Raw genomic sequence first — 26,557 nt, 5'->3', positions numbered from 1 at the left:
TAGCCTTCTCCTAAGAATCTTTCTTAAGTTGTTTCAAAATTTCAAATGGATTTGGTTTGCTATCTTCTGCTTCAATTTCACCAAAGCTCTTTGGCTTATCAGAATAAGAGCATAGTGCTTCATCATGCGTCGGGACTATCGGAATCGCGAGTAGCAGTTCATCTTCGACGATTTGTCTTAGATTAACTTCACCCTCTTCATCCAGTTCCAACACATCATAACGCTCGGGAAGATCATCCGACTCTGCACCTAATCCGACTGGCGAATACGCAAAGTCTTGTTCCAAATCCAACCCTAATTCATCATTACAACGCTGACATACAACAGTTAGATGGGCTCGGACTTTGCCTTGCACAACAACCAAACCTTGTTCGTCGATGTTGAAATGAATGTCTACCGCTATTTCACTATTTTGATCACGCACAACTTGCTGCAATCGAGAAAGTTCTTCAAGCATTACAACACCGTCATAAGATGCTCGACGTTGCGCTGCTCTGCATGGATCAATAGTGATGGGAATTTTCACCTTTTGCATAGGGGCTGCATCATATAGATAGTTACTGTGTTAGTCAAAGTAAAAATACACTTTCCCTTTGTTTTTCGCGTTATTGCGCATTATCCTGTTGGCAATGTTGTCACAAAGATAAAAATCTCATGAAAACGCCCCTTATTCTAGCCTCAAGTTCGCCATTTAGGCAGTCAATTTTGAAAAAATTAATGCTTCCTTTTGCATCTTTTTCACCGGATGTAGATGAGCAAACACTCGAAGGTGAATCAGCGCAGCAACTTGTTGCACGGTTGAGCGAATCAAAAGCCAAAGCAGCAATAGCAAAATATCAACAAGGTGTGGTAATTGGTTCAGACCAAGTCGCGCTGTTCAACGGTGAGATCCTAGGAAAGCCGCATAATAAAGAGAACGCGATTAAGCAACTAAGCCTATTTAGTAATAATCGCGTGACTTTTTTGACTGGTTTAACCGTTTTCGACATTGAAAGCGGCAAAACGGTCACTGAAGTAGTACCGTTCTACGTTTACTTTCGCCAACTTACCCAAGTACAGATCAGTAACTATTGTGATGCGGAAACACCTTACAACTGTGCTGGAAGCTTTAAAAGCGAAGGATTAGGGATCTGTCTGTTTGATAAACTTGAAGGAGAAGACCCCAATACCCTGATTGGCCTTCCCCTTATTCAACTCACTAAAACACTGCTCACATTTGGTATTGATGTGCTCGCTGAGCAATCAGGCCAACAATAGGTTAGACAAGTCATGATAGTTATCGCAAATATGGGCAGCCGATGTTTGCGATAACAGCTCTCTTGTTGCAACACCCATAGTGACGCCGATCGCGTCAATGCCTGCATTCTTCGCTAAATTCATATCAATTATCGTATCGCCTATCATGACAGCCTCTGTAGCTTCCACATTTAGTTCAGCCAAAATCTGAAGCAACATATCGGGATGCGGTTTAGACTCCGCCTCACATGCTGTCCGTGTCGTAACGAAAACATCACTCAACCCGCTTTCTGTCATCAGACGGTCAAGCCCGACTCGGCTTTTTCCTGTTGCAACCGCAACTTTGACTCCATTGCCATGTAATTGCTTTAAAAGTGTTTCAGCGCCTTCAAATAGAGGCGCTGGAGTTTTATCTTGATGTTTATAGATATACTTATAAGCCGCTATTAAAGACGCTAATTTGTCTTCATGATTTGGAAAAAGTGTCAGTATCGCTTTATCGAGAGACAGGCCGATAATACTTTTCGCCGCTTCGTTACTGACGGGTGCAATTCCACAAGATTCAGCAGCTTGATGAATGGTATTTATGATTTTTGGCACAGAGTCCATGACGGTGCCATCCCAGTCGAAAATTACACACTTATAACGCATGTTACTTCCTTAATTTAACTAAGCATGCTTCCAAAGCCCCATCCAATGGCGCCTCTACATGGTGTGTCGTTTCTGTTTTTGGGTGCATAAATCTGAGTTCTTTGGCATGCAAAAACAGCCTATTTAATCCCACTTCACGCATTTTGGCATCAAACACCTGATCGCCATACTTATCATCACACGCAATTGGATGTCCTTTGCATTGAGTATGCACTCGGATCTGGTGCGTTCTGCCTGTTACTGGTGACGCTTGCACTAAAGTTGCGGACTCAAAACGCTCGACGACTCTAAAACGAGTATGAGAAGGCTTGCCTTGCTCATGATCCACTCGCACCACTCGCTCACCTGACTTTAAGGTATTTTTACGTAGCGGTTCGGTGACATTTTTATGTTTGGCATCCCATTGCCCTGAAACCAGCGCAAGGTAATTCTTCTCCATGGTCTTTTCTCTTAACTGTTCATGAAGTCCTTTAAGCACAGCGCGGCGCTTTGAAATCAACAAACAACCCGATGTGTCGCGGTCCAAACGGTGCACCAACTCCAAACTTTGCTCTTGTGGGCGTAATGCTCTTAATGCTTCAATTAAGCCATAGCTTAAGCCGCTGCCACCATGTACCGCCATACCGGCTGGTTTATTTATAACTATCAGATACTTATCTTCATAAAGAATGGCATCTTCTAAGTTTGCGACTTTATCTAGATTTTTAGGCACAAACTCTGTTTTCTCCGCAACACGCACAGGTGGAATACGGATTTCATCATTGATTTGTAGTTTATATACAGGCTTCACCCGCTTTTTGTTTACGCGCACTTCCCCTTTACGAAGAATTTTATATACGGCGCTTTTTGGCACCCCTTTCAAATGCGTAACTAAAAAGTTATCGATCCTTTGACCTTCTTGGTCTTCCGTCACGGTAACGAAGCTAACTTGTAATGCGGGTTTCTCTGACATTGCCTAATCACTGATTTGAGTAATAATTTAGTTGCTATCTCGACATTATTAGTGGGATAATCAGGCCGCAAATTTTTGCGAGGTGCTTTTTATCGCAAAAACAATATCGTGATGCACATCTTGGATGGCAGATCATACAGATTAGAGCTAATATTTCCAAAGCTTTTATCATGCATCTAAGATAAACACGTGCGAACAGTCAGTGCGAAGCGCGTAATATTTCGTTTAATGACTGGACACGATGAACAAACCAAAAAGCAAGAAATTAAAATTTGTCTGATACGTTTACCACAGTTGCAGTAATACCCGTGCATAGCAGGCCGCAACTCGTGAATAATCACAAAGCAATCAAGTCAAAAGATGGTGATAGCCAAGCTTGGCAAACCAAGCTCAACTTGCCCCGTGCATGACTACTTTGTGAAACGAATAAACGTGCAAAGAGCGAACGATGGATCAGTGATTTTACCCTGATTTAAAGCGGAAACTGTGAATATGTTCCCTTTCCCCCAGTCGTGAGACTGCATCATTTAATAGGAACATCCAAGGCGTAGCACGCTGTCGCTGGCAAGACGTATCAGGCGCTGTAAATAATTAAGTAGAGAATTACAATATGAAACGTATGCTGATCAATGCAACGCAGCAAGAAGAAATGCGCGTGGCACTGGTTGACGGCCAGCGTCTATACGATCTAGATATAGAAAGCCCTGGTCACGAACAGAAAAAAGCCAATATCTATAAGGGTAAAATTACCCGTATCGAACCATCCCTAGAAGCCGCATTTGTTGATTATGGCGCTGAGCGTCACGGATTCCTTCCTTTAAAAGAAATCGCTAAAACGTATTTCCCAGATGGCTACACATTCAATGGTCGTCCTAACATCAAAGACGTGATCAAAGAAGGTCAAGAAGTCATCGTTCAGGTTGATAAAGAAGAACGTGGTCAAAAAGGTGCGGCACTTACAACGTTTATCAGCGTCGCTGGTAGCTACTTGGTATTAATGCCAAATAACCCAAGAGCTGGCGGTATTTCACGTCGTATCGAAGGTGATGAGCGTATTGAGCTTAAAGAAGCATTGAGTCGCTTAAACGTACCTAAAGGTATGGGTCTTATCGTACGCACCGCGGGCGTAGGTAAATCTTTCGAAGAACTAGAGTACGACCTTAAGGCGCTACTTGTTCATTGGGACGCAATCCAAAACGCAGCAAATAGCGGTAAAGCACCTTTCTTAATTCACCAAGAAAGTAACGTGATCTTCCGTGCTATTCGCGATTATTTACGTCGTGATATCGGTGAGATCCTAATTGATAAACCGCGTGTTTTTGAAGAAGCGAAAGCGCATATCGAGCGTTTCCGTCCAGATTTCATCAATCGTGTTAAGCTTTATCAAAACGATGTGCCGTTATTCACGCATTATCAAATTGAGAGTCAGATTGAGTCAGCTTTCCAGCGTGAAGTGCGTTTGCCTTCAGGTGGTTCTATCGTTATTGATCCAACAGAAGCACTCACTTCTATCGATATCAACTCGTCAAAAGCGACGAAAGGTGGCGATATCGAAGAGACTGCGCTGAATACTAACCTAGAAGCGGCTGACGAGATTGCACGCCAGTTACGTTTACGTGACTTAGGTGGATTAATCGTTATCGACTTTATCGATATGACTCCGCCTCGCCATCAACGTGAAGTAGAAAACCGCTTGAAAGAAGCCGTTCGTACTGACCGTGCTCGCGTGCAAATCGGTAAGATTTCTCGTTTCGGCTTATTAGAAATGTCGCGTCAACGTTTGCGTCCGTCTTTAGGTGAAGCGAGCCAACATACGTGTCCTCGCTGTGACGGCCAAGGCACCATTCGCTCAAACGAATCCATTGCTTTGTCTATCTTGCGTCTAATCGAAGAAGAAGCGATCAAAGATAATACCGCTCAGGTCAACGCCCAAGTGCCTGTCGCTGTTGGTGCTTATCTATTAAATGAAAAGCGTCGTTCTGTGCAACGCATCGAAAAGCGCCACGAGTGCCACGTTGTTATCATCCCTAATCAACACCTAGAAACACCTCACTATGAAGTGGTTAGGTTGCGTAAAGATGAAACAACAGAAGCTGCAAGCTATGAGCAGATCACCGCGCCAGAGCCTGAAGTCGTTGAAATTGCTCGAGCTCAAGCAATTGTGAAAGAGGAGCCTGTGTTAAAAGGTGTCGTTATGCCTGATGCACCGGCGCCTGCGCCAGCCCCTACTCCAGCTCAAACAGCAAAACCACAAACGCGTAAGCCACAAGCACAACCTGCTCAAAACGGCACCAGCCTGTTTGCAAAGATTGGTCAATGGTTCAAGAGCCTATTTGCTAGTGACAGCGATAACCAAGAAGAAAACAAGCCTTCTGAAGAAAAATCATCACGCGATAACAACCGTGATAATCGCCGTCGCAATAATAACAATCGTCGTCGTAACAATAACCGCCGTCGTAACGATCAACAAAAAGAAACAACGGTTGAATCGAAAGACGAAAACAACAGTAACGAGCAACGTGGTGATAACCGCAAACGCCGTCGTCCAAATAACAGAAAGCGCCAAGATCAGGACAAAGCAAACCGTCCAGCTAAGGAGCCTGTAAACGATAACGTTGAAACGGTTGAGGCTAAAGACGCGCCAGTTAAAGAAGCGACAGTAAAACCACGCAGACAAAGACGTAATCTTCGCAAGAAGGTACGTGTGGAAGAAACCAATGCGCAGGATACTAACACGTCAGAGCAAGTTAGCACTGAAGAAGTGAAAGTAGAAGCAAAGCCGCTTGAACAACCAGCGAAAACGGCAGCTGAGTCTAAAGCTGAACAAAAGCCAAGGCAAAGAAAAGCGAAACCCGTCGCTGACAAATCAGAACAAGAGTCTGCAACTAACGAACATGTAGCAGCACCTTCTGAACAAGCTGACGTACACGCTCAAGCAAAGCAGCAAGAAACTGCTAACACTGAGCGCCACGAACAAAACGATGTTACCGAGGTGGTATCTACCGAACTTTCAGAATCGCAAAATGATGACGAAAATAAAGAAGGCCGCACTCGCTCTAGACGTTCTCCGCGTCATCTGAGAGCGGCAGGTCAACGTCGCCGTCGTCAGGATACGCCTGAAAAAGGTCAAGCTGCTGCATTTGTGCCCGTTGCAGATCAAGCAGCTGCAGAATACGAAGCAGAGCTAAAAGCAAAATCTTCTTCTGACATTGACGTTCAAGAAGGTGTACAGCAAGAAGCAAATACAGTTGAGACTCAATTGTCACCTGAAGCGGTAACTGAAGATAATGCGCAAGCGGCAGAAGTGACAGTTTCTGAGACGCACACTGATGCAGAGCAAGATGTCGAAGCTAAGCCAGCAGAAGCACAGATTGACGAAAATGCAGCGCAAGAAGTGGAGTCTGCAAACGAAGTTGAGGCAACCACTGCTGAAGCACCAATGCAACAAGCTGCACAGCCCGAAACGTCTGCAAGCGCTGACGAAGTAGTCGCAGAAGAGCTAGAAGCTATGCCGCCAGAAGAAGTCAAAGTGGTTAAAGCTGAGCCAATCGCTGACACAGTAGAGACTGAACAAGTTGAAACGGCGAAGGCTGAAGATGAAACTGAATCCGCAGTTGTAGAAGAAACTCAGGCTTCTGACACTGAGGCAACACCAGAAGTTCAGGAGCCAGCAGTCGAGACACAGGCAACAGAAGCGGTTGTGGAAACAACAGCAGCTGAAGCAGTTACTGAATCTTCAACTGAAGAGACACCAGCCGCTAACGCTATTGAAGCACCTACTCAACAGGTAGTAAACGGCAATTCAGTACAAAGCCGTGTACGCTTCAACCAAACGGCTGCCGCGCCAATGACAAAAGCACAAAGCGTGATTGAGGATGTCGTGGTAGAAACACCGTCTGCAATGCCACATGAACTACGTCAGGCTGTCGCGAATAGTGGCTTGGGTGTTGGCTCTAAGTCACCAACAGGCAGAGCAAGCGCCGACATGGCCTCTCCTGCTCAGGTTGACTAAGCAGTAATTGAAAAGCCAGTCTTTTTAGACTGGCTTTTTTGTGTCCGAATTTTACTGAGTAGACAAATGGTAATACCAGTCCTTCGTAGCACTCCGTGTTATTTATCAGTAGAATGCCGTCAATTCTTTGATCGTTAAAGTCAAAAGTATGATCACACTTAAGAGATTTAAAAACGCCTCTTTAAAAGGTGACCTATTCGGTGGTGTAACCACTGCAATTATTTCTTTACCACTCGCACTCGCTTTTGGTGTTGCCTCTGGTGCTGGCGCAGAAGCTGGGATGTGGGGCGCAATTTTGGTTGGCTTATTTGCCGCGCTGTTCGGTGGTTCAACCTCCCTCATTTCTGAACCAACCGGCCCGATGACTGTTATCATGACAGCAGTACTCACCGCCATGATGAGCAAGTACCCCGAAAATGGTCTTGCGATGGGCTTTACTGTTGTCATGATGGCAGGTGCTTTTCAGGTTTTACTCGGTACGCTCAAGTTAGGTAAATACGTTACCTTGATGCCTTACAGCGTCATCTCCGGATTTATGTCTGGTATTGGTGTTATCCTCATTATTTTGCAGCTTGCTCCTTTACTTGGACACCAAGCGCCTGCAGGTGGTGTTGTTGGCACTTTGTCTAACTTGCCCAGCCTGCTGATGGACTTACACTTTTCTGAGTTGTTCCTCGGGGTGATCACACTTGCAATCTTATTCAAAATGCCAAGTAAGTGGCGCCAGTACGTCCCCGCTCAACTGGTCGCACTCGTCGCCGTTACACTGCTTTCAATTATTATTTTTGATACCGATAGTATTCGCCGCATCGGAGAAATTCCAAGTGGCCTGCCAAGTATTGTGTTGCCAGTATTATCACCAGAGCTATTCGTTGAAATGCTTATCGACGCATTGGTACTGGGCACTTTGGGCTGTATAGATACGTTGCTAACAGCAGTAATAGCCGACAGTTTAACGCGAACCGAACATGATTCTGATAAGGAGCTCAGAGGCCAAGGTATTGCCAATATGATAGCTGGCCTTTTTGGTGCATTGCCAGGTGCTGGCGCAACGATGGGAACTGTGGTCAATATTCAAGTGGGCGCTCGCTCGCCAATCGCTGGCATATTCAGGGCACTAATTTTGATGGCCGTAGTCTTTATCGCGGGCAGCCTGACCGAGCCAATCCCAATGGCGGTGCTTGCTGGTATTGCAGTGTATGTTGGTTTTAATATTCTGGATTGGAGTTTTATCCAACGTGCTCATAAGCTTAGTGTCAGTCAAATGGCGATTATGTATGGCGTAATGCTACTTACCGTTTTTGTTGACCTGATTGTTGCCGTGGGCCTTGGCGTATTTATCTCTAATGTGATGATCATAGAGAGATTAAGCCGAGTGCAAGCTAATCACGTTAAAGCAATTAGCGACAGTGATAGCGATGAAGATGTGCCACTGACGAAAAAAGAAAGCGAACTGTTAGATAAAGCCAACGGTAAACTATTATTCTTTTATCTTTCTGGGCCAATGATTTTTAGCGTCTCAAAAGCAATCGCAAGACAACACCGCAAGATTAGTGAATACAAAGCCATGGTTCTAGATTTAAGCGACGTAGCTATGATTGATGTCACCGTGGGCTTAGCCATTGAAAATGCGATTACAGATGCGCTTGATGCTGACTGTAGCGTGTTTATCTATTCACCGAATTTGGAGACCACCGATAAACTCAAGCGCTTAAACATTCATGACCGCCTAGGCGACCGTGCATTTTGTGATAGTCGCGAGATAGCGCTCAGTCAAGCCATTGATACTATGGCTAAAACTTATTAAAGTGCGCACTTAAGTGATCCAGTAACAATCGTAAACTGGTCGCGACAAATTGTCTGGGTGGATACAGCGCCCAGACCCCCTCTTCCTCAGGTCTAAAGTTGGTTAGTACCTCTGTTAACTCTCCACTCTCTAGCGCTTCTTGCACGTAATAATGCGGTAACTGTACCAAACCTAAGCCCTGCTTTGCTGCTTCCAAGAGCCCCCAACCACTATTGCAACGAAGTGGCCCCGCCACTTTAATTTGCCGCGCTTTACCGTGCTCAACAAAACGCCATTCGCTACTATTGCCAATTAAACACTTATGATTGCTAAGCTCAGCGAGCGTATGCGGTTGACCAAATTGATTTAAATAGATATTTGCACCACACACCATGGTTTTTCGTGTGGTTAGCCGTTTGGCGCGCAGTGATGAATCTTGTAACTTACCGAGTCGAATTGCCAAGTCAAAGCCTTTATCGAGTAAGTCGACTTGGTTGTTCGTCAAATGCATTTCTACCTCAACTTTGGGATACAAACGCATAAAGTCAACCACGGCAGGCATGACATAAGATTCGCCGTACATTACCGGTGCGGTAAGCTTAAGTTTGCCTGTAGGCTGTCTATCACGTTGACGGATTGCAGCAGTGGCGTCATCTAATCCATGCTGCAAATGCTTTGCATGAGATAAGAATACTTCACCTTCTTGAGTCAGTGCTAATTTTCGGGTAGTGCGCGTCAAAAGTTGTATGTTGAGGCGCTCCTCTAACATTTTCACTCGGCGACTAATTTGCGCAACCGAAGTATTTAACTGAGTTGCAGCCCCACTAAATGAGCCATTACTCGCGACCGCTACAAACTCATCAATGCCAATCCATCTATCCATTATTACATATACGTAAAAGTCTTTATGATTTTTATAGATTATCAAAAATCATAATGTAGTTATACTGCTATCAACTTTTAAGAAAGGAACAAACCATGTCTGAATTTATTAAATCTAAAGCAGCAATCGCTTGGGGCCCAGGTCAACCGCTTAGTATTGAAGAAGTTGATGTTATGCCACCGAAAAAAGGCGAAGTCTTAGTTAAAATCACCGCAACAGGCGTATGTCATACCGATGCTTTCACTTTGTCTGGCGACGATCCTGAAGGCGTATTCCCAGCAATCTTAGGTCATGAAGGTGCAGGTATTGTTGAAGCGATTGGTGAAGGCGTTACTAGCGTTGCCGTTGGCGACCATGTGATCCCATTGTACACACCGGAATGTGGCGAATGTAAGTTCTGTAAGTCTGGTAAAACGAACCTTTGTCAGCAGATCCGTGAAACCCAAGGTAAAGGCTTGATGCCTGATGGCACAACCCGCTTTTATAAAGACGGCCAACCAATTTATCACTACATGGGCACGTCAACGTTCTCTGAGTACACTGTGCTGCCAGAAATCTCTTTGGCTAAAGTAAACAAAGCAGCGCCTCTTGAGGAGATCTGTTTGCTTGGCTGTGGTGTCACCACAGGAATGGGCGCAGTAATGAATACCGCTAAAGTGCAAAAAGGCGATACCGTCGCCATTTTCGGCCTAGGTGGTATCGGCTTGTCCGCTATCATTGGCGCGGCAATGGCTGGCGCGAGTCGGATCATCGGTATCGACATCAATGAAGATAAGTTTGAGCTGGCGACAAAGCTTGGGGCAACCGATCTTATCAACCCGAAAAACTTCGACAAACCTATCCAAGAAGTGATCGTTGAAATGACCGATGGCGGTGTGGATTTCTCGTTCGAATGTATCGGTAACGTAGATGTTATGAGAAGTGCCCTTGAGTGCTGTCACAAAGGTTGGGGTGAGTCTGTCATCATCGGTGTTGCAGGCGCTGGACAAGAGATTTCAACACGCCCATTCCAATTGGTTACCGGTCGCGTATGGCGCGGCAGTGCTTTTGGTGGCGTAAAAGGTCGCTCAGAGCTTCCTGAGATTGTTGAACGCTATATGGCTGGTGAATTCAAACTCAATGACTTTATCACTCATACCATGAAGCTCGAAGATATTAATGAAGCCTTTGATTTAATGCATGAAGGCAAGAGTATCCGCTCAGTGATCCATTACTAGTACCCGCTCAAGGACGCACAGGTTGCGTCCTATTTCGCTTAATTAAGGAGCACTTGATGGAACTGATTTCCAGCAACAAAGTATCCGGCGGTTGGCATAAGCGCTACACACATACCAGCCAGTCGACACAGTGTGAAATGACCTTCGCCATTTTTTTACCTGAAATTGTCAACGAGGGACAACAAGCCCCGGTTTTATATTGGCTCTCAGGGTTAACCTGCAGCGATGAAAACTTCATGCAAAAAGCAGGCGCGTTTAAAAAAGCCAACGAGCTTGGTATCGCTATTGTCGCGCCAGATACAAGCCCGCGTGGAGAAGGCGTTGCAGATGATGAAAATGGCGCTTATGACTTTGGTCTAGGTGCGGGGTTTTACGTCAATGCGACACAGGCACCGTATAGTCAACATTATCAAATGTATGACTACGTGACCGAAGAGCTGCCCCAGTTAATCGAAGCGCACTTCCCGGTTAGCCCGCAAAAAGCCATTAGTGGTCATTCCATGGGTGGTCATGGTGCATTAATTATTGGGCTTAGAAACCCTGATGCCTATACGAGTATCTCAGCATTTAGCCCAATCGTGAACCCAAGTAACTGCCCCTGGGGTCAAAAAGCGCTAACAGGATATTTAGGGGACGACAAACAGCGCTGGCTACAATATGACGCGACCGAATTATTGTCGCACTATGTTAGTCCAACGAAACGTCCGATACTCATTGAGCAAGGTTCAAGTGACCAGTTTTTAGACGAGCAGTTAAAGCCTTGGTTATTCGAACAAGCTGCAGAAAAAGCAGGCTACCCTATCACGCTAAACATGCATGAAGGTTACGATCATAGCTATTTCTTTATCTCGAGCTTTATTGAAAATCATCTTGAGTTTCATGCTAACTATATGAGATGAGCCTGACTGCCGCTTGCGCTTTGAGCACTAAGCTAAAAATAAAAAAGGCGTACTCCCTGTACGCCTTGCTTGCTTAACATTAGGGCCTGTTTATCTTTCAAGTTTGTTTTTGCAGCAGTTTGATTGGTATTTATACAAGGCAGAGCCTGCGTAGCATAGTTGTTCTATGTGAGTCAGGCGATAACACAGTAGAAATGCCAATCAAGCGCTGCCCTTTGGGTTCACCTGAGTGCGCTTTGTTCATTGTTGCTCAACTTTTGCCTAGATTACTAGGTGGCAAGTCGAGCGTCGCGACCAAAACACACTCAGGAGAACAAAAATCAAACAGCAAAGGTCAACAGGCCCTATTCTTTGTATCAAATCATCAGATTAAATCGCCGTATGGATTCGTTGGACAAAGCTGTATACTTTGCTCGAACCCAGGAATGGCTAACTCTTGCTGACTTAAATTCAATTCAGACTCATCAATCATGCCATTGCCAAAACGGTAAATGAGTTCGTACTGACCATAATCGGCCGCTTGCTGATATGCAATTTGCCTTTGTGTTGTAATGGCAAGTTGTTGCTCATAATTTGCAAACTCAGCTTGGCTATAGCGCTTGCTTAGTAGCTGCTTCGTGAGCTTTGGAGAAAGTACAGTTGCCGTTGCATTGTTGCCGCCAAAGCCCTTGGAGTTTATAAAGGCGATATCCATTGGCTCGCACTCATAGTGCTCGGTACGAATATCTAAATGCTCGGCGTGAACATCTTCTGCTACTGCATTGATTGTGGTGATCCCGGGCATAATATTGTATTCGAACACCCCAAGTGCCATCGCAAGCTGGTCGCCAGACGCCGGCGCGATGGTATGACCAACATAGGCTTTTGGCGCCGCCACTTTCCAACCATTAATCGCAAAGGTTTCTGCGATTTTGTGGTAGATAAGCGACTCAGTGACCCGGTTTTGTGGTGTGCTTGAGCCATGTGCCAAAATAAAGCTGCGTTTTATTAAAGCCTCTGTGCCTGCGATTTGCTGAGCCAGCGCGACCGATTTTGCCATGGTAATATAGTTACCAGGTCCAGGTGCCGTAATCGACTTTTTCACGCCGTCTGCATTGACATATACGTCAGCAACCGAGCCCATGATCTGCGCGCCTAGTTCAATTGCTAAGGCGTCATCCATCAAAATCGCCACTTGTGCCCCTTCACCAATTGTAAAGCCACAGTTTTCACCAAAAGGACGACTTGTTTTGCGATAATCTACATGCTCAGTACCTTCAAGTTTACGCAAACCTTCTTCATTTGCGAGTGCGCCCATATTACCGAAGCCTTCGATGATCTCTGGTGTAATGGCACACTCAACACTGGCTACAATCGCCACTCGAGTACGGCCAGCCTGAATATCATTCACTGCAGCGCGGAGGTTATATAGAAACGTCGCACAGGCACCTGATGTCGTAAATGTTGTGCCAACGCTACCAGTAACATAAGCATTGATAAAGTCAGTGGACATGGTGTTGAGTCCTAGCGCTAACTGCTTAGTGCTTACTCGGTCGCCACGCAAACGACTACGTACTAATCCACCTAAGCCCTCATCATTCATTTGCCCTGCCACAGAGGCGGAGTAAGTGCCGATTTGGTCCGGTCGCACGCTGTTCATTACCTTGTCCCACTCAAGACCCGTTGAGCGGATAGCGTCGGTTGCAGCAAAAATCGTCGCCTGAAGACCGCGTGGTTGGTAACGGCTGTTATACATGAGTGACGGCTCAAAGCCTGTTGGTAATTGACCTGCGGCTTTAATTGGATTGTCTCTATAGCTATCGTGCTTAACTTCAATCTGGTCCGCAATGGTTACTTCAACCGTTTTTGGATCGAGCTCAATCACTTGCCAAGCTGCAGGAACAGGCTCTGGTAAGTCACGTTTACGACAACTGAATACTATCTTGCTATCATCATTTGCTTTCATTGTGAGCTTTTGCTGCCAAGGGGTCGCATCTACATCAAAATGGTTTTTTTCGATTTTACGGATCAACGTTCCCGCTAAGATCTGCTCACCAAAACGCGACTCAATCTCCATCTCTTGAACGACTTGGTCGTTTTGGTCAATCAGCTGGCCATCTTCATAACGCACTAAGTTCATTAAACTCGCAAGGCCCAAATAGGTCTCTTGTCGGTCTTTAGCATTTAGCTTATCAAGTACAATACGTTTGTAGCCTTGATGGAAAGAGGTGCGCCCCGCGGCGTTAATTCCCCCCATTCCTATAATAATTGGCAATGCTGTCATGTCGTTCCTACTTCTGAACTAAGATAATGACTTGATTTTAATTGCATTCGAATTTAAGTTTTTACAAAATACGCCACATATAAATCATTTTTCGCCAAAATTAAGAGGTCGGAGCAGATGAAATCCTACACTAAGGTCGCCATTGTGCTTTACAAGCATATGCTCGTTACCAGTGTCACCTTACCGCTGGAAATGCTCAAAGCCGGACAAGCCTTTGCTAAAGTACATCTAAAAGAGGCTTATGTTCCTTTAGAAGTTCTCCTTTGCAGCAGCCAAGGCGAGGCGGTCAACGCCGATAATTACCTGACACTTGAGGCACAAAGTGACTTTAGCTCATTGCCTTTATATGACTACATTATTGTGCCAAGTATATGGCGAAATCCAAGACCTATTGTAAGACAAAACCAAGCGCTGAGTGAGTCACTTGCGGATGCATGGGGAGCAGGAAGCACACTGATAGGTGTTGGTACAGGTGTTTGCTTTTTAGCAAGTTCAGGCCTGCTTGACGGGCATTCAGCAACGACCCACTGGCATTTTGCCAAACAATTTTCTCAGCTATACCCCAATGTTGAATTAAAACCGGATTACTTTATCACTCAATCAGAGCGGATCTACACTGTAGCCAGCTTAAATGCGCTGGCTGATGTTATTGTACATATTATTGAACTACTGTACGGGATAGATGCCGCACACCATGTGCAGCAAAACTTTTCTCATGAAATTCGTAAACCATACGAAGAACAGCGCTATTTAGAAGGGGCTGTGGACCGTCATGCTGACGAGCAAATTGCCGCAATTCTATTTTGGCTGAAAAATAACGCCGCATCGGAAATCTCTTTACCCGCTGTCGCGGCGCAATTTGATTTGAGTTATCGCACCTTTAACCGCCGCTTTAAACAAGCAACAGGACAAACCGCCGTTGCCTACTTGCAACAGGTGCGTATAGAAATGTGTAAAGAGCTACTCGCGAGCAGTAACCTCTCCATTCAAGATATTGCCCTTGCTTCTGGATTTAATTCACAAGGGCAATTAAGTAGAGTATTTAGGCAATTAATGGGAAAGTCACCAAGCACATACCGGGCAATAGTAAGAAAGAAATTGTTCTCGTAGCAACTCGTAGCAAAACGAGAGTAAACTACTCTACAGTATTTGCATCACGGTTAACGTTTGCTGTTGGCCGTTGAAGAAAAACGAAATATCTTCGTCTACCGTTAACCCCTTTAGTCGCTTGCCAAGAGGCGCATCAAACGTTAACACCAACACTGGTGTTTCTTTATATTGGATTTTTAGCCCGCCTTCGCAAGGCGCAAAATAGAACCAATGACAGTTGCCCTGCTCGTCTTCAATTTCAACTAGTGCGTTATGTGCAATTGTATTGCTTACAGCTAGAGCCAACTGATTCAATATTGTTTGTTTTGCCAAATGCATGGCATCAACGCGCTCACTTTGTCCTTCTGCCAAATACCCATATTCGATACTCAACGAGTCATATTGTGTTTCAGCAGCACTTTGTTCATGGGTAGCATCAGCACGTGCACTGTTTGCCGCTTCAGTGGCTTCAATCAGCTTTTGTTCAAGTGCAAACTTGAGATATTCGATAAAAACAGATTTATTCATTGGTAGTTTACAGCTATTGGATGACTGGTAGTAACAGACTGGCCGTTAACGGTTAGCGCCAAACGTAAAATCCAACGCATAGATTTATCCGTGCAAACACCGACCATGGTTTTTGCTATCAGTGTGTTTTTGTCAAAGAACACGGGAATTCTCCCCATGTTCATATTTTCTCCCTCAAGCCATGCCGAAACGACCTCTACTTTAGTCGCACTTTTTAGCCCAATGGTAAATTCTGTTTCCGGTTGAACCTGCTCTGAGCCCAGATAAATCTGCACTTGTGGAGTCAAATCACAGGGCGTTGAAAAATTACAGACATTTCTTGTTACTGAACTTTCACTTTTTTCTGAACTTTCATGTATAATAATAGTCGGGTCTGAACAGGCCACGAGGAAAACACCTAGCAACCCGATTGTTAATTGCTTTGCAATCATGAGGGATTTACCGTCACTTCTGAATCCTGCGCAGTGTACGCAAGTTTCAGGGCAAATGCTAGGTTGCTTAAGAAGCGAACAAAAAGCGCCTGAAAACTTGATTGATGTCATAATTTTAGGCGTTTTAGGTATCTTTTCATAAGCAAAAAAATTATCATTTCCTCGCAAAAATAAAGGTTTCTCGGGCTGGTTAGGTTTTCACTCATCTATTGAGTTAAAACATGACGGGCTTGAAGAAATATAACTAGGGCCTGTAATTCAGGTAATTCATTTCTAATCGCAATAAATTGCAGCGGAATCCAGAAAATGAGCCAAACAGTAGCATCACAAACTGAGTACAATTATAAAGTTGTACGCCAATTCGCTATCATGACAGTGATTTGGGGCATTGTTGGCATGGGTGTAGGTGTATTTATCGCAGCGCAACTTGCGTGGCCTGCGTTAAACTTCGACATTCCATGGTTAACTTACTCTAGACTTCGTCCGTTACACACGAACGCAGTAATCTTTGCATTTGGTACAAGTGCACTATTTGCAACCTCTTACTATGTTGTTCAGCGCACGTGTCAAACGCGCCTGTTCTCTGACAAACTTGCCGCATTTACCTTCTGGGGTTGGCAAGCCATTATCGTATCTGCGGCTATCACGCTTCCTCTGGGCATTACTTCTTCAAAAGAATACGCTGAACTAGAGTGGCCGATTGATATCGCAATCGCGGTAGTATGGGTTACTTATGCTGTAGTATTCTTTGGTACTCTTATCAAGCGTAAAGTGTCACACATCTATGTAGCAAACTGGTTCTACGCTGGTTTCATTATCACTGTTGCAGTGCTTCACATTGTAAACAGTATGGCTATCCCTGTATCACTTACTAAATCTTATTCAATCTACGCAGGTGCAGTAGATGCGATGGTTCAGTGGTGGTATGGTCACAACGCAGTAGGCTTCCTACTTACCGCTGGTTTCTTAGGTATGATGTACTACTTCGTACCAAAACAAGCAGGTCGTCCAGTGTACTCTTACCGTCTATCGGTTGTTCACTTCTGGGCTCTTGTTTCTCTATATATTTGGGCAGGTCCTCACCACCTTCACTACACCGCACTACCTGACTGGACACAGTCTCTAGGTATGGTGATGTCAGTTATCCTATTCGTTCCTTCTTGGGGCGGTATGATCAACGGTATCATGACGCTGTCTGGCGCTTGGCACAAACTACGTACTGACCCAGTACTGCGTTTCTTAGTTGTGTCTCTATCGTTTTACGGTATGTCTACGTTCGAAGGCCCAATGATGGCTATTAAGTCTGTAAATGCGCTTTCACATTACACAGACTGGACAGTAGGTCACGTACACTCTGGTGCACTAGGTTGGGTTGCGATGATTTCTATCGGTGCAATTTACCACCTAATCCCTGCCCTATTTGGTCACGGTAACATGTACAGCATCAAGCTAGTTAACACGCATTTCTGGCTACACACTGTTGGTGTTGTGCTTTATATCGTTGCAATGTGGATCTCTGGTGTTATGCAAGGCCTAATGTGGCGCGCAGTAAATGCTGACGGTACATTAATGTACAGCTTTGTTCAGTCACTAGAAGCTTCTAAGCCTTTCTATATCATGCGATTCCTAGGCGGTGTATTCATCGTAGTTGGTATGCTGGTAATGGCTTACAACGTATTCCGTACGGTTACTGCAAAAAGTGGTCAACTTGCCACTGATGCAAACCCGCAAGTGGCTTAAGGGGTATTGAGTATGAGCAACAATAACTCAACAAACAAACACGAAATCGTTGAAAAGAACGTTGGCCTGATGGCTATCCTAACGGTATTCGCGATTAGCTTCGGTGCACTAGTTGAAATTACTCCACTAATGTTCCAAAAAGATACCACTCAGCCAGTAGAAGGCTTACGCCCGCTTACCGCGCTTGAAATGGAAGGTCGTGACATCTTCGTACGTGAAGGTTGTTACAACTGTCACTCACAGATGGTTCGTCCATTCCGTGATGAAGTTGAGCGCTACGGTCACTACTCTGTAGCCGGTGAGTCAGTATGGGATCACCCATTCCAGTGGGGCTCTAAACGTACAGGTCCAGATTTGGCACGTGTTGGTCAGCGTTATTCTGACGACTGGCACTATGCGCACTTAATGGATCCTCGCTCGGTGGTACCTGAGTCAAACATGCCAGGCTACCCTTGGCTTGATAGCACTAAAGTAGATACCACTTATACTCTGAAAAAATTACAAGTGTTCCGTGATGCATTTGGTATTGATAAGTCGTCAGACCGCTACAATGGCAAAGGCTACGGTGATGATGCTGAACTACAAGCGCAAGTGGATGAAATCCACGCGATGAACGGTGGTGAAGGTGCGACAGAAATGCAAGCACTTATCGCTTACTTACAACAACTTGGCACACATTTGAAGTAATTGTTATGGATTACGGCACATACAGAGGCATTTTGACTCTGGTAATTTTGGTACTGTTTATAGTGATTGTTGTGTGGGCATATAGCAAGCGCTCTAAGCGCCGTTTCGACGACGCTGCTAATGCCATTTTTGAAGATGAGAAAAAACATAACAACACTATCTCTAACGAGGAAAAGGAGTCTGAAAAATGACTAGCTTTTGGAGTATTTGGGTTATTGTACTAACCCTAGCGTGTCTAGCTCTGATTTTCGGCCTGCTAATTTGGAACCTGAAAAACTACACAGGTGTCAAAGAAGGCGAAAGCTGTGGTCACGAGTTCGACGGAATTGAGGAATTAAATAATCCACTACCAAAGTGGTGGACTTACATGTTCTTCGCGACTTTTGTTTGGTCAGTATATTATCTTGCTGCTTACCCAGGTCTTGGTAACTTTAAAGGTTTCTTAAACTGGACGAGCTCTAACCAAGGTATTACTACCTTGGCAGAGTCTAAGAAAGCAGTCGCTGAAGCACATGAAAATGGCCAGTGGGTACAACTTGATAAAGAAGTTGAAGCAGCACAAGACCGTTTTGGCCCTATCTTCCAAGAATTTGCAAAGCAAGACGTACTTGCGCTTGCAAAGAATGAAGAAGCACTTGAAATCGGTCAACGTTTATTCTCGCAAAACTGTGCTCAGTGTCATGGCTCTGATGCTCGTGGTGGCGCAGGCTTCCCTAACCTAACTGATAAAGACTGGTTATATGGTGGCACGCCTGACAAGATCAAAGAAACACTGCTTAACGGTCGTGTTGCAGCGATGCCAGCTTGGCAAGATGCTCTTGGTGATCAAGGCGTAAAAGAAATGACTGCTTATGTACTAAGCCTTTCTGGACGTACTGTTAACCAAAAAGATGCTGAAGCAGGTAAAGCTAAGTTTGCAATGTGTGCAGCTTGTCATGGTATGGATGGTAAAGGTTCTGTTGCACATAACCTGCCGTTCGGTGCACCAAACTTAACCGATAATATCTGGCTATACGGTGGTTCTCAACGCGCAGTTGAAGACACACTTCGCCACGGTCGTGCGGGTGTTATGCCAGCATGGAAAGATATCTTAGGTGAAGATAAAGTACACCTTCTAACAGCGTATGTTTATAGCTTGTCACAAGACCAATAAGCTTAGCTTTTAGAACATTATTTGAGATCAAAAAAGCCTCCATTTGGAGGCTTTTTTTTAGGTATTTACCGCAACTTACGATAGAATACGAGCAAGTTTTATAGCCATGTGAGCAACTATGAACCCTACCCCTTGGTATAAGAATTTTTGGCCTTGGTTTTTAATTTTTTTCCCACTCGTTACTGTCGTTGCCTGTGTTTTTCTCATCACGTTTGCAGTCGGTAATGGTCCTGATATGGTCGTTGATGACTACTACAAAAAAGGTAAAGCAATCAATCTAGAGCTGAGTAAGTTTGATAAAGCAAAAGCGCTCTATTTACATGGTGACCTGCAAGTAGCAGAGCAAAAAGTCACCTTTAAATTTACCAAGGGCGACGCTTCTAAAGTTCATGCATTAAAGCTTTCGTTTTACCACCGCACTATTGAGAAATACGATTTTGCAGTCACGCTGACTAAAAACGCCAGCGGCGAGTTTACTGGCTTATTTGATGAACCACATAGCGGTGTATTCACGGTATTTATAGAGCCTATGGACAACAGTTGGAAAATGAAAGAAAAAATCCAACTGCCACATGATGGTATTATCGCGGTCACTCCACAGTATAAGTAAGCTGCCATGGCAAATTCGTGTTTTCATTGTTTGGAGCCTATTCCTAAAGGGTTTGTAGGCTCGGTTACCTTTGAGGGTAGCGCACAACCGGTTTGCTGTATTGGCTGCCAGGCCGTTGCCGAAACCATTATTTCTCAAGGTATGAGTGACTACTATACTTACCGCACAGAAAGTGCAGGTAAAGTTGAAGAGCTTGTACCTGAACAACTCAAAATGCTACTCAGCTATGATAACGACGAGATCCAAGAGGACTTCGTCGAAATTAGCGGAGAACATAAAGAGGTACTGCTCAGTGTTGAAGGAATAAGCTGCGCCGCTTGTGCTTGGCTTATCGAAAAGCAACTGCTGGCGCTCGGTGGTATCGTTCGTGTTGATGTTAACACCTCCACTCACCGCGCCATGATTGTATGGCAAGATAAACACGTTAAGCTTAGCGATATCATTAAATCTTTGATGGAAATCGGCTATAAGGCCTACCCATTTCAAGCCGATGAAGAAGCTGCACAGAAACAAGCCGTAGCGAAAGCATACATCCGTCGTTTAGGCGTTGCTGGCCTCATGACTATGCAAGTGATGATGTTTGCATTTGCCATGTACTTTGGCATGTTTTCAGGCATGGAAGAGAACTTTGAACAGTACTTTCGTTGGATAAGTCTCGTGCTTGCCTCTCCTGTTATTCTGTATTCAGCGATGCCATTTTTAACGAATGCGGTTAAAGGGCTGAAAGCTAAACAACTGAATATGGATCTCCCTGTTTCACTTGCTATATTCGGAGCTTACGGCGCCAGTACTTACGCGACTTTTATGGAAGTCGGCGAAGTCTATTTTGAATCCATCTGTATGTTTACCTTCTTGCTGTTGTTAGGTAAATACCTTGAGTTCAGGGCCAGATTAAAAGCCAGTGAGTTTACTGCAAACCTGCAAAAGCTGCTGCCATTGACCGCCAGAAAGGTTGATGAGAATAACAATGAGCAACATATTGCCGCCAAAAAGCTAAAACTGAACGATCTGATATTAGTTAAGGCTGGAGAAACTATCCCTGCGGATGGCTTAGTGATCAAAGGCCATACCACAGTTGATGAGTCGATGATGACAGGCGAACATTTGCCAGTTAAGAAATATCAAGGCCATCAAGTGTATGCTGGAACCGTGAATCACGACGGTATAATTACGTTAGAGATCAATAAAATTGGGCAAAATACCTTGCTCAACCAAATTATTCGACTGCAACATAACGCACTTACCAAACGCCCTAAGTTGGTGGAAATCACCGATAAAGTCGCGCAGTGGTTTGTTGCCTGTCTATTAGTTTTTGCCTCAATTACCGCCATCGGCTGGTATCCCATTTCACCAGATAAGGCTTTTTGGATCACGATTTCGGTGCTAGTAGCAACCTGTCCTTGTGCATTGAGCCTAGCTATACCCACCGCGCTGACTTGCGCCGTGGCGTCACTTACAAAGAAAGGGATCTTGATTAAAGAGGCCCATGTATTAGAAACGGCAACCAAATTAACGCGTGTTGCCTTTGACAAAACAGGCACACTGACCGAAGGCCGTTTCTCAATCAAACATATCGAATTGCTACAAACTGACTATAACGAGCAACAAGTCTTGGATTTTGCAGCAGCGTTAGAGCGGTTTTCTGAACACCCTATCGCTCGCGCATTTGCACATATCACCCCAACCGAAAACCTAGTCCAAGATGTTGAAGTTGTGGCTGGTTCAGGTATCCGTGGTCACTGGCAAGGAATCACTATTGCCCTTGGGAAAAGCCATTGGTTTGATAACCACGCGTCATTTGCTCAAGCAACCTTGTTCATTGATAACAACGCAGTCGCTGACTTTTACTTCAATGACAAAGTAAAAAGCAATGCAGAAACAGTTGTTGAACAGTTACAACAAGCGGGCCTTACATGCCATATGCTAACTGGGGATAGCTCCAATGCAGGTAAAGAGTTATCGCAGCAGTTAGCATTAGATAGCTACCAAAGCGCTTGCACACCAGAGATTAAGCAACAAGCCGTTGAGGCTTGGTCCAAACAAGGCGAGATTGTCGCTATGGTAGGTGATGGCATCAACGATAGCCCAGTATTCAATAGCGCTCACTTGTCAGTTGCGATGGATACCGGCGCTGATATCTCAAAAAATACCGCTGATGTGGTGTTGTTAAATAGCGATTTGAATGCCATTCTAGCCCTTCAGCAAGTAGCGAAACAAACGCGCAGAATAGTAAAGCAAAACTTAACCATATCACTTTTGTATAACGGCTCCATTTTGCCACTCGCTGCACTTGGCCTTATTCCACCTTGGATAGCAGTTATTGGCATGTCAGCCAGCTCGATCATCGTGATCGGTAATTCATTAAGGTTATTAAAGCTATGAGTATCATCTACGTATTAATACCTATCGCCATTTTATTCGTCATTATTGCTATTGGTATTTTCTTTTGGGCAGTAAAAAGCGAACAATTTTCAGATTTGAATAAACAGGGCCACAGCATCTTATTCGATGATGATAAAGCGCAAACGGGTGATAAGTCCGTAAAACCATCAAATGACAAAAGTAATAACGACAACTAGCATGAATGAGATAAGCTTGCTGAGTGCATTTGTGATGGGGCTTGCGGGAAGTGGCCACTGCTTGGTGATGTGTGGCGGTATTGCCAGCTCGCTACAACTGGCGAGCAAGCAACTTTCTGCGGTGGTTGTTACCCTGTTGTATAATATCGGACGTATCTCCAGCTATGCGCTTGCTGGCAGCCTTGTTGCCCTACTCGGGGCAAGTCTCGCCAAGCAAAACACATCTCTCGCCATTATATTACAATTGATGAGTGGTATTTTTATGGTGCTTGTCGCTATCTACGTAATGCGCTTAGCCAGTACCTTAAAATGGCTAGAGTCGTTTGCTAAAAGCTTAATTTGGCAACATATTGTTAAGCTCAATCGCTACTTAGTCCCGGTCAACACAAAAACCAAAGCATTTTGCTACGGCGCCTTATGGGGCTGGCTACCCTGTGGCCTAGTTTATTCGGCTTTAACATGGACATTACAAGCGAGATCAGCAACTGAAGGCGCACTCATTATGCTCGCCTTTGGTGTCGGCACAATGCCTGCAATGATTGTAATAGGACAATCGGCTCAGCTGCTACAAAAGTTTATAAATCATTTAGTTACACGTATTATTATGGGTAATTTATTGATTTGGTATGGTGTTTATTTAATTATTATTGCAACTGATAAGTTAGTACATTAACCTATCCTTATCTAAGCAAACTCATCATTTAAGATTATTGGTTAGCGCTTTGAGATTAGGAGCTCCAATTGATAACCAAATTTTCTTTTGCGTGTCATATGAGTTTGTGGCGATCTGTAGTACCAAAGCCGTTATGCTTTGTACTAGGTTGCCTTCACGTGCGTCATAGACTTATGGAAATTTTATGGACTTAAGTAATCAAAACCGCTCAAAGAGCCAATGCACAATCAGCTGCAATAATTGCAGTATCAGTCAACTTTGTCTCCCATTTTCGCTCAATGGCAGTGAAATGGACAAGCTAGATGAGATCATTGAACGTAAAAAGCCGCTTCATAAAGGAGATTTTCTTTTCGAGTCAGGTGCGCCATTAAATGCTATCTTTGCCGTTCGTTCCGGCTCATTTAAAAGCTACACACTGTCTGAACAAGGTGATGAGCAGATCACAGGATTTCACCTTGCGGGCGATCTTGTGGGTTTTGATGCCATTAATAAAATGCAGCACCAAAGCTTCGCACAAGCTTTAGAAACCTCTATGGTATGCGAAATCCCTTTTGACACCCTTGATGAGTTAGCTGGTAAGCTGCCAAAACTGCGCCAACAGATCATGCGATTAATGAGCAGTGAAATCAATTACGACCAAGAAATGTTGTTATTACTGAATAAAAAGACTGCTGAAGAACGCTTAGCAACTTTTATCTATAACCTTTCAAATCGCTTTGGCGAGCGTGGTTTTTCTCGTAAAGAATTCCGCTTTACGATGACGCGCGGTGAAATTGGTAACTACTTGGGTCTTACTGTAGAAACCATTAGTCGTTTACTCAGCCGCTTCCAAAAAGCTGGAACAATAAAGGTCGAAGGCAAGTTCATCACCATTATTGATGCTGCAGCCCTAGCTGAAACAGCCGCGATTGCATCTTGATTTAGAACAAACTATTTATCGTTAAGACTTTATCCTTAGATAGGATCGGTTACACTCAATAAGGTCAGAGGTGAAAAGCTTCTGACCTTATTTGTATACCGTTTTAAGGAGATAGTCGTGGATAAAATCAAAAGTATACTCACCGTAATTGATCCAACTAAAGAGCGCCAAAATAGCTTAGAACGCTCTATCAATCTTGCCAAACGTACCGGTGCAGCCATCACTGCATTTATGTCTATTTATGACTTCTCCTATGAAATGACCACGATGTTGTCTAAAGACGAGCGTGAAGCAATGCGTGAAGCGGTGATCAAAGACAGAGAAGCATGGCTTGCCGATATGGTTAAGGACTTTTCTGATGTGAGTATCCAAACTAAAGTGTTGTGGCACAATCGCCCCTACGAAGCGATCATCAAAACCGTGCTTGCGCATGATTATGATTTGGTCATTAAATCTACGCATCAACACGACACCCTGAAATCAGTGATCTTCACCCCAACCGATTGGCATTTAATTCGCAAATGCCCTGCACCTCTATTACTGGTTAAAGATCACGCTTGGCCAGATCAAGGCAACATTATTGCAGCGGTAAACTCTGTCAGCGATAACGAGCAACATCAAGAACTCAATAAACGTATCATTACGGATGCTCAGTTTTTATGTGAATTAGCCAATGCCAAATTGAGCCTGGTAAACACCTATCCAGCAACGCCTGTTAATATTGCCATTGAAATTCCCGAGTTTAACCCATCGCAATACAATGAAGCCGTAAAAAAACACCATGAAGACGAAACATTTGCACTCGCAGAAACTTATTCAATAGATAAAAGCGATTGCATCATCAAAGAAGGGCTACCAGAGGACGTTATTCCCTACGTTGCTAAAGAAAAAGACGCTGAGTTAGTGGTCATTGGCACTGTCGGTCGCACTGGACTGAGTGCAGCGCTGGTTGGCAATACTGCTGAACATGTGATTGATAGCTTAGATTGTGATGTCTTAGCACTAAAGCCTGATGGCTATAAATCCCCATTAGAAGACTAATGCGTAGACTCGGGATAACAGCTGCTAGAAAAAGAGGTGATCCCAAGTTTAGATTGGAATGTGCGGCAAATACACAGCCACACATTCCGTTTACTTGAGCTGTGCAAGCCAAAAAGTAAAATAGTTAAGAAGTATAAGACTATTTAGGCTAGTCTGGGTAAATCACTATTGAGAATTAAATATTGGTTACATCAATGAACAATGATTCATCAATGTTTGTCGAGGAAACCACCGCTTCGTTAAAATCATAAGCTTCTCGCTCACCGTCTCTATCTAGAGGCAAACTTTCGAAATCAAAGAGTTCAGTGTCAGCCAGTTGGCTTGGACTAACATTCTGAATTGATTTGAAAATATTCTCTACTCGACCAGGCGTCTTCTTGTCCCACTCAACCAACATAGATTTAATATTTTGACGTTGCAGGTTTTCTTGCGAACCACATAGGTTGCACGGAATAATAGGAAAATCCTTGTGTTCAGCGTATTGAATAAGATCTTTTTCACGTGCATAAGTGAGTGGGCGGATCACCACATTACGACCATCATCAGAACGTAGTTTGGGTGGCATCGCTTTCATTCTCGCGCCGTAGAACATGTTTAAAAACAGCGTTTCAACAATATCATCTAAGTGATGACCCAGTGCGATTTTTGTCGCGCCAATCTTTTCAGCAAATGAATACAAAGTACCACGGCGCAAGCGTGAACAAAGGCCACAAGTCGTTTTGCCCTCTGGTACTTTTTCTTTTACGACTGAGTAGGTATCTTTATCAATGATATAATAAGGAATGTCTAACGTTTCGAAGTACTCAGGCAAAATATGCTCTGGGAACCCAGGCTGCTTTTGATCCAGATTGACCGCGACCACATCAAAGTGAATTGGTGCCGCTTTTTTTAGGCTAAGTAAAATATCCAGCATGGCGAATGAATCCTTACCACCGCTGATACAAGCCATCACCACATCGCCTTCTTCGATCATATTGTAATCTTTGATGGCGTTGCCGACATTACGGCGCAGACGCTTTTGCAGCTTATTAAACTCTAAAACTTCTTTGCGATTATCTTGCTCTGTCATGGTGTTAGGTGCCGTATTCATACTTACTCAACTGCGTACTGTGCGCGTTATCGCGCTAGTACATTACTACATCAATTATGGGGCGCCGATTATACGTGAAATTAAGATGAGGTAAAATACAAAAATGGCGCCGCTTTGG

At 44.3% G+C, this 26,557-nt stretch carries 24 protein-coding genes; 16 read left to right on the top strand and 8 right to left on the bottom strand.

All coding sequences use genetic code 11. From position 1 onward, the window contains the following. Positions 1-10 precede the first annotated feature (10 nt). Entirely contained in the window at positions 11-535 is a 525-nt protein-coding gene (yceD, locus tag DS891_RS02240) for a 23S rRNA accumulation protein YceD (RefSeq protein ID WP_010374009.1), read from the bottom strand. Between the two features lie 119 nt (positions 536-654). Here yceD and DS891_RS02235 point away from each other — a divergent pair, with 119 nt between their 5' ends. Further along, positions 655-1,257 (top strand): nucleoside triphosphate pyrophosphatase, encoded by a 603-nt coding sequence (locus DS891_RS02235; RefSeq protein WP_174168733.1) that lies wholly within the window; start codon positions 655-657, stop codon positions 1,255-1,257. Here DS891_RS02235 and DS891_RS02230 read toward each other — a convergent pair. Both DS891_RS02230 and rluC read right to left on the bottom strand, forming a co-directional pair. After that, positions 1,243-1,887: an HAD family hydrolase gene (locus DS891_RS02230; protein WP_174168732.1), complete on the bottom strand. Its 645-nt coding sequence runs from the start codon at positions 1,885-1,887 to the stop codon at positions 1,243-1,245. The two genes, DS891_RS02235 and DS891_RS02230, sit on opposite strands and share 15 nt — an antisense overlap. Before the next feature lies 1 nt (position 1,888). Next, on the bottom strand, positions 1,889-2,839 hold the full coding sequence (gene rluC, locus DS891_RS02225; RefSeq protein WP_010374006.1) for a 23S rRNA pseudouridine(955/2504/2580) synthase RluC: 951 nt from the start codon (positions 2,837-2,839) through the stop codon (positions 1,889-1,891). 610 nt (positions 2,840-3,449) lie between these two features. Here rluC and rne point away from each other — a divergent pair. Further along, the gene (gene rne / locus DS891_RS02220) at positions 3,450-6,851 is read left to right on the top strand and encodes a ribonuclease E (protein ID WP_174168731.1); all 3,402 of its coding nucleotides are present in this window, start codon (positions 3,450-3,452) and stop codon (positions 6,849-6,851) included. 148 nt (positions 6,852-6,999) lie between these two features. After that, complete coding sequence (locus DS891_RS02215) at positions 7,000-8,658, top strand: SulP family inorganic anion transporter (protein ID WP_010605005.1); 1,659 nt, start codon at positions 7,000-7,002, stop codon at positions 8,656-8,658. On the opposite strand, the gene DS891_RS02210 is transcribed toward DS891_RS02215, so the two are convergent. Then, the gene (locus DS891_RS02210) at positions 8,645-9,520 is read right to left on the bottom strand and encodes a LysR substrate-binding domain-containing protein (RefSeq protein WP_010374004.1); all 876 of its coding nucleotides are present in this window, start codon (positions 9,518-9,520) and stop codon (positions 8,645-8,647) included. The genes DS891_RS02215 and DS891_RS02210 overlap by 14 nt on opposite strands. A gap of 95 nt (positions 9,521-9,615) precedes the next feature. Here DS891_RS02210 and DS891_RS02205 point away from each other — a divergent pair, with 95 nt between their 5' ends. Both DS891_RS02205 and fghA read left to right on the top strand, forming a co-directional pair. Next, positions 9,616-10,737 carry an S-(hydroxymethyl)glutathione dehydrogenase/class III alcohol dehydrogenase gene (locus tag DS891_RS02205; RefSeq protein ID WP_069022378.1) on the top strand — a complete coding sequence of 374 codons (1,122 nt, stop codon included), beginning with the start codon at positions 9,616-9,618 and terminating at the stop codon, positions 10,735-10,737. A 56-nt stretch (positions 10,738-10,793) separates the two neighbouring features. Further along, positions 10,794-11,636, top strand: a complete 843-nt coding sequence (gene fghA / locus DS891_RS02200; protein ID WP_174168730.1) for an S-formylglutathione hydrolase — start codon at positions 10,794-10,796, stop codon at positions 11,634-11,636. Between the two features lie 364 nt (positions 11,637-12,000). Here the strand turns inward: fghA and DS891_RS02195 are convergent, their stop codons facing one another. Further along, on the bottom strand, positions 12,001-13,899 hold the full coding sequence (locus tag DS891_RS02195) for a beta-ketoacyl synthase (protein ID WP_174168729.1): 1,899 nt from the start codon (positions 13,897-13,899) through the stop codon (positions 12,001-12,003). A 117-nt stretch (positions 13,900-14,016) separates the two neighbouring features. On the opposite strand from DS891_RS02195, the gene DS891_RS02190 reads away from it, so the two are divergent. Beyond that, complete coding sequence (locus DS891_RS02190; RefSeq protein ID WP_010605009.1) at positions 14,017-15,009, top strand: GlxA family transcriptional regulator; 993 nt, start codon at positions 14,017-14,019, stop codon at positions 15,007-15,009. Between the two features lie 30 nt (positions 15,010-15,039). Here DS891_RS02190 and DS891_RS02185 read toward each other — a convergent pair whose 3' ends face one another. After that, positions 15,040-15,516: a hypothetical protein gene (locus tag DS891_RS02185; RefSeq protein WP_010605010.1), complete on the bottom strand. Its 477-nt coding sequence runs from the start codon at positions 15,514-15,516 to the stop codon at positions 15,040-15,042. Then, entirely contained in the window at positions 15,513-15,947 is a 435-nt protein-coding gene (locus DS891_RS02180; RefSeq protein ID WP_010605011.1) for a hypothetical protein, read from the bottom strand. The genes DS891_RS02185 and DS891_RS02180 overlap by 4 nt, the downstream gene beginning before the upstream one ends. 306 nt (positions 15,948-16,253) lie before the next feature. Between DS891_RS02180 and ccoN the strand changes: the two genes are divergently transcribed. The 10 genes from ccoN (at position 16,254) to uspE (ending at position 25,349) form a co-directional block, all read left to right on the top strand. Next, positions 16,254-17,687: a cytochrome-c oxidase, cbb3-type subunit I gene (gene ccoN, locus DS891_RS02175; protein WP_010373997.1), complete on the top strand. Its 1,434-nt coding sequence runs from the start codon at positions 16,254-16,256 to the stop codon at positions 17,685-17,687. A gap of 12 nt (positions 17,688-17,699) precedes the next feature. After that, positions 17,700-18,374 (top strand): cytochrome-c oxidase, cbb3-type subunit II, encoded by a 675-nt coding sequence (gene ccoO / locus DS891_RS02170; protein WP_010373994.1) that lies wholly within the window; start codon positions 17,700-17,702, stop codon positions 18,372-18,374. Between the two features lie 5 nt (positions 18,375-18,379). Beyond that, complete coding sequence (locus DS891_RS02165; protein ID WP_010373992.1) at positions 18,380-18,565, top strand: cbb3-type cytochrome c oxidase subunit 3; 186 nt, start codon at positions 18,380-18,382, stop codon at positions 18,563-18,565. Next, on the top strand, positions 18,562-19,527 hold the full coding sequence (ccoP, locus tag DS891_RS02160) for a cytochrome-c oxidase, cbb3-type subunit III (RefSeq protein WP_102056969.1): 966 nt from the start codon (positions 18,562-18,564) through the stop codon (positions 19,525-19,527). The genes DS891_RS02165 and ccoP overlap by 4 nt, the downstream gene beginning before the upstream one ends. A gap of 118 nt (positions 19,528-19,645) precedes the next feature. Further along, positions 19,646-20,137 carry a FixH family protein gene (locus tag DS891_RS02155; RefSeq protein WP_010605013.1) on the top strand — a complete coding sequence of 164 codons (492 nt, stop codon included), beginning with the start codon at positions 19,646-19,648 and terminating at the stop codon, positions 20,135-20,137. A gap of 6 nt (positions 20,138-20,143) precedes the next feature. Next, positions 20,144-22,519: a heavy metal translocating P-type ATPase gene (locus tag DS891_RS02150; RefSeq protein ID WP_174168728.1), complete on the top strand. Its 2,376-nt coding sequence runs from the start codon at positions 20,144-20,146 to the stop codon at positions 22,517-22,519. Further along, positions 22,516-22,716, top strand: a complete 201-nt coding sequence (gene ccoS / locus DS891_RS02145) for a cbb3-type cytochrome oxidase assembly protein CcoS (protein WP_102056971.1) — start codon at positions 22,516-22,518, stop codon at positions 22,714-22,716. Before DS891_RS02150 ends, ccoS begins: the two co-directional genes overlap by 4 nt. 1 nt (position 22,717) lies before the next feature. Next, positions 22,718-23,389 carry a sulfite exporter TauE/SafE family protein gene (locus DS891_RS02140; RefSeq protein WP_174168727.1) on the top strand — a complete coding sequence of 224 codons (672 nt, stop codon included), beginning with the start codon at positions 22,718-22,720 and terminating at the stop codon, positions 23,387-23,389. Between the two features lie 184 nt (positions 23,390-23,573). Then, positions 23,574-24,308, top strand: a complete 735-nt coding sequence (locus DS891_RS02135) for an FNR family transcription factor (RefSeq protein ID WP_010373979.1) — start codon at positions 23,574-23,576, stop codon at positions 24,306-24,308. A 117-nt stretch (positions 24,309-24,425) separates the two neighbouring features. Further along, positions 24,426-25,349, top strand: coding sequence for a universal stress protein UspE (gene uspE / locus DS891_RS02130; RefSeq protein ID WP_010605017.1), 924 nt, complete (start codon positions 24,426-24,428; stop codon positions 25,347-25,349). A 175-nt stretch (positions 25,350-25,524) separates the two neighbouring features. Here the strand turns inward: uspE and ttcA are convergent, their stop codons facing one another. Beyond that, complete coding sequence (ttcA, locus tag DS891_RS02125) at positions 25,525-26,418, bottom strand: tRNA 2-thiocytidine(32) synthetase TtcA (protein ID WP_010373971.1); 894 nt, start codon at positions 26,416-26,418, stop codon at positions 25,525-25,527. Positions 26,419-26,557: the final 139 nt, after the last annotated feature.

The sequence above is a fragment of the Pseudoalteromonas sp. JC28 genome (assembly GCF_013319255.1).
Classification (GTDB): Bacteria; Pseudomonadota; Gammaproteobacteria; order Enterobacterales; family Alteromonadaceae; genus Pseudoalteromonas.
Note: the sequence above shows the minus strand (reverse complement) of the source record. Positions and strands in the feature narration are given on the sequence as shown.

Excerpts from the sequence above, each read along its gene's own strand:
- yceD (WP_010374009.1), bottom strand. The coding sequence starts at position 535 with ATGCAAAAGGTGAAAATTCCCATCACTATTGATCCATGCAGAGCAGCG.
- DS891_RS02235 (WP_174168733.1), top strand. The coding sequence starts at position 655 with ATGAAAACGCCCCTTATTCTAGCCTCAAGTTCGCCATTTAGGCAGTCA.
- DS891_RS02230 (WP_174168732.1), bottom strand. The coding sequence starts at position 1,887 with ATGCGTTATAAGTGTGTAATTTTCGACTGGGATGGCACCGTCATGGAC.
- rluC (WP_010374006.1), bottom strand. The coding sequence starts at position 2,839 with ATGTCAGAGAAACCCGCATTACAAGTTAGCTTCGTTACCGTGACGGAA.
- rne (WP_174168731.1), top strand. The coding sequence starts at position 3,450 with ATGAAACGTATGCTGATCAATGCAACGCAGCAAGAAGAAATGCGCGTG.
- DS891_RS02215 (WP_010605005.1), top strand. The coding sequence starts at position 7,000 with ATGATCACACTTAAGAGATTTAAAAACGCCTCTTTAAAAGGTGACCTA.
- DS891_RS02210 (WP_010374004.1), bottom strand. The coding sequence starts at position 9,520 with ATGGATAGATGGATTGGCATTGATGAGTTTGTAGCGGTCGCGAGTAAT.
- DS891_RS02205 (WP_069022378.1), top strand. The coding sequence starts at position 9,616 with ATGTCTGAATTTATTAAATCTAAAGCAGCAATCGCTTGGGGCCCAGGT.
- fghA (WP_174168730.1), top strand. The coding sequence starts at position 10,794 with ATGGAACTGATTTCCAGCAACAAAGTATCCGGCGGTTGGCATAAGCGC.
- DS891_RS02195 (WP_174168729.1), bottom strand. The coding sequence starts at position 13,899 with ATGACAGCATTGCCAATTATTATAGGAATGGGGGGAATTAACGCCGCG.
- DS891_RS02190 (WP_010605009.1), top strand. The coding sequence starts at position 14,017 with ATGAAATCCTACACTAAGGTCGCCATTGTGCTTTACAAGCATATGCTC.
- DS891_RS02185 (WP_010605010.1), bottom strand. The coding sequence starts at position 15,516 with ATGAATAAATCTGTTTTTATCGAATATCTCAAGTTTGCACTTGAACAA.
- DS891_RS02180 (WP_010605011.1), bottom strand. The coding sequence starts at position 15,947 with ATGATTGCAAAGCAATTAACAATCGGGTTGCTAGGTGTTTTCCTCGTG.
- ccoN (WP_010373997.1), top strand. The coding sequence starts at position 16,254 with ATGAGCCAAACAGTAGCATCACAAACTGAGTACAATTATAAAGTTGTA.
- ccoO (WP_010373994.1), top strand. The coding sequence starts at position 17,700 with ATGAGCAACAATAACTCAACAAACAAACACGAAATCGTTGAAAAGAAC.
- DS891_RS02165 (WP_010373992.1), top strand. The coding sequence starts at position 18,380 with ATGGATTACGGCACATACAGAGGCATTTTGACTCTGGTAATTTTGGTA.
- ccoP (WP_102056969.1), top strand. The coding sequence starts at position 18,562 with ATGACTAGCTTTTGGAGTATTTGGGTTATTGTACTAACCCTAGCGTGT.
- DS891_RS02155 (WP_010605013.1), top strand. The coding sequence starts at position 19,646 with ATGAACCCTACCCCTTGGTATAAGAATTTTTGGCCTTGGTTTTTAATT.
- DS891_RS02150 (WP_174168728.1), top strand. The coding sequence starts at position 20,144 with ATGGCAAATTCGTGTTTTCATTGTTTGGAGCCTATTCCTAAAGGGTTT.
- ccoS (WP_102056971.1), top strand. The coding sequence starts at position 22,516 with ATGAGTATCATCTACGTATTAATACCTATCGCCATTTTATTCGTCATT.
- DS891_RS02140 (WP_174168727.1), top strand. The coding sequence starts at position 22,718 with ATGAATGAGATAAGCTTGCTGAGTGCATTTGTGATGGGGCTTGCGGGA.
- DS891_RS02135 (WP_010373979.1), top strand. The coding sequence starts at position 23,574 with ATGGACTTAAGTAATCAAAACCGCTCAAAGAGCCAATGCACAATCAGC.
- ttcA (WP_010373971.1), bottom strand. The coding sequence starts at position 26,418 with ATGACAGAGCAAGATAATCGCAAAGAAGTTTTAGAGTTTAATAAGCTG.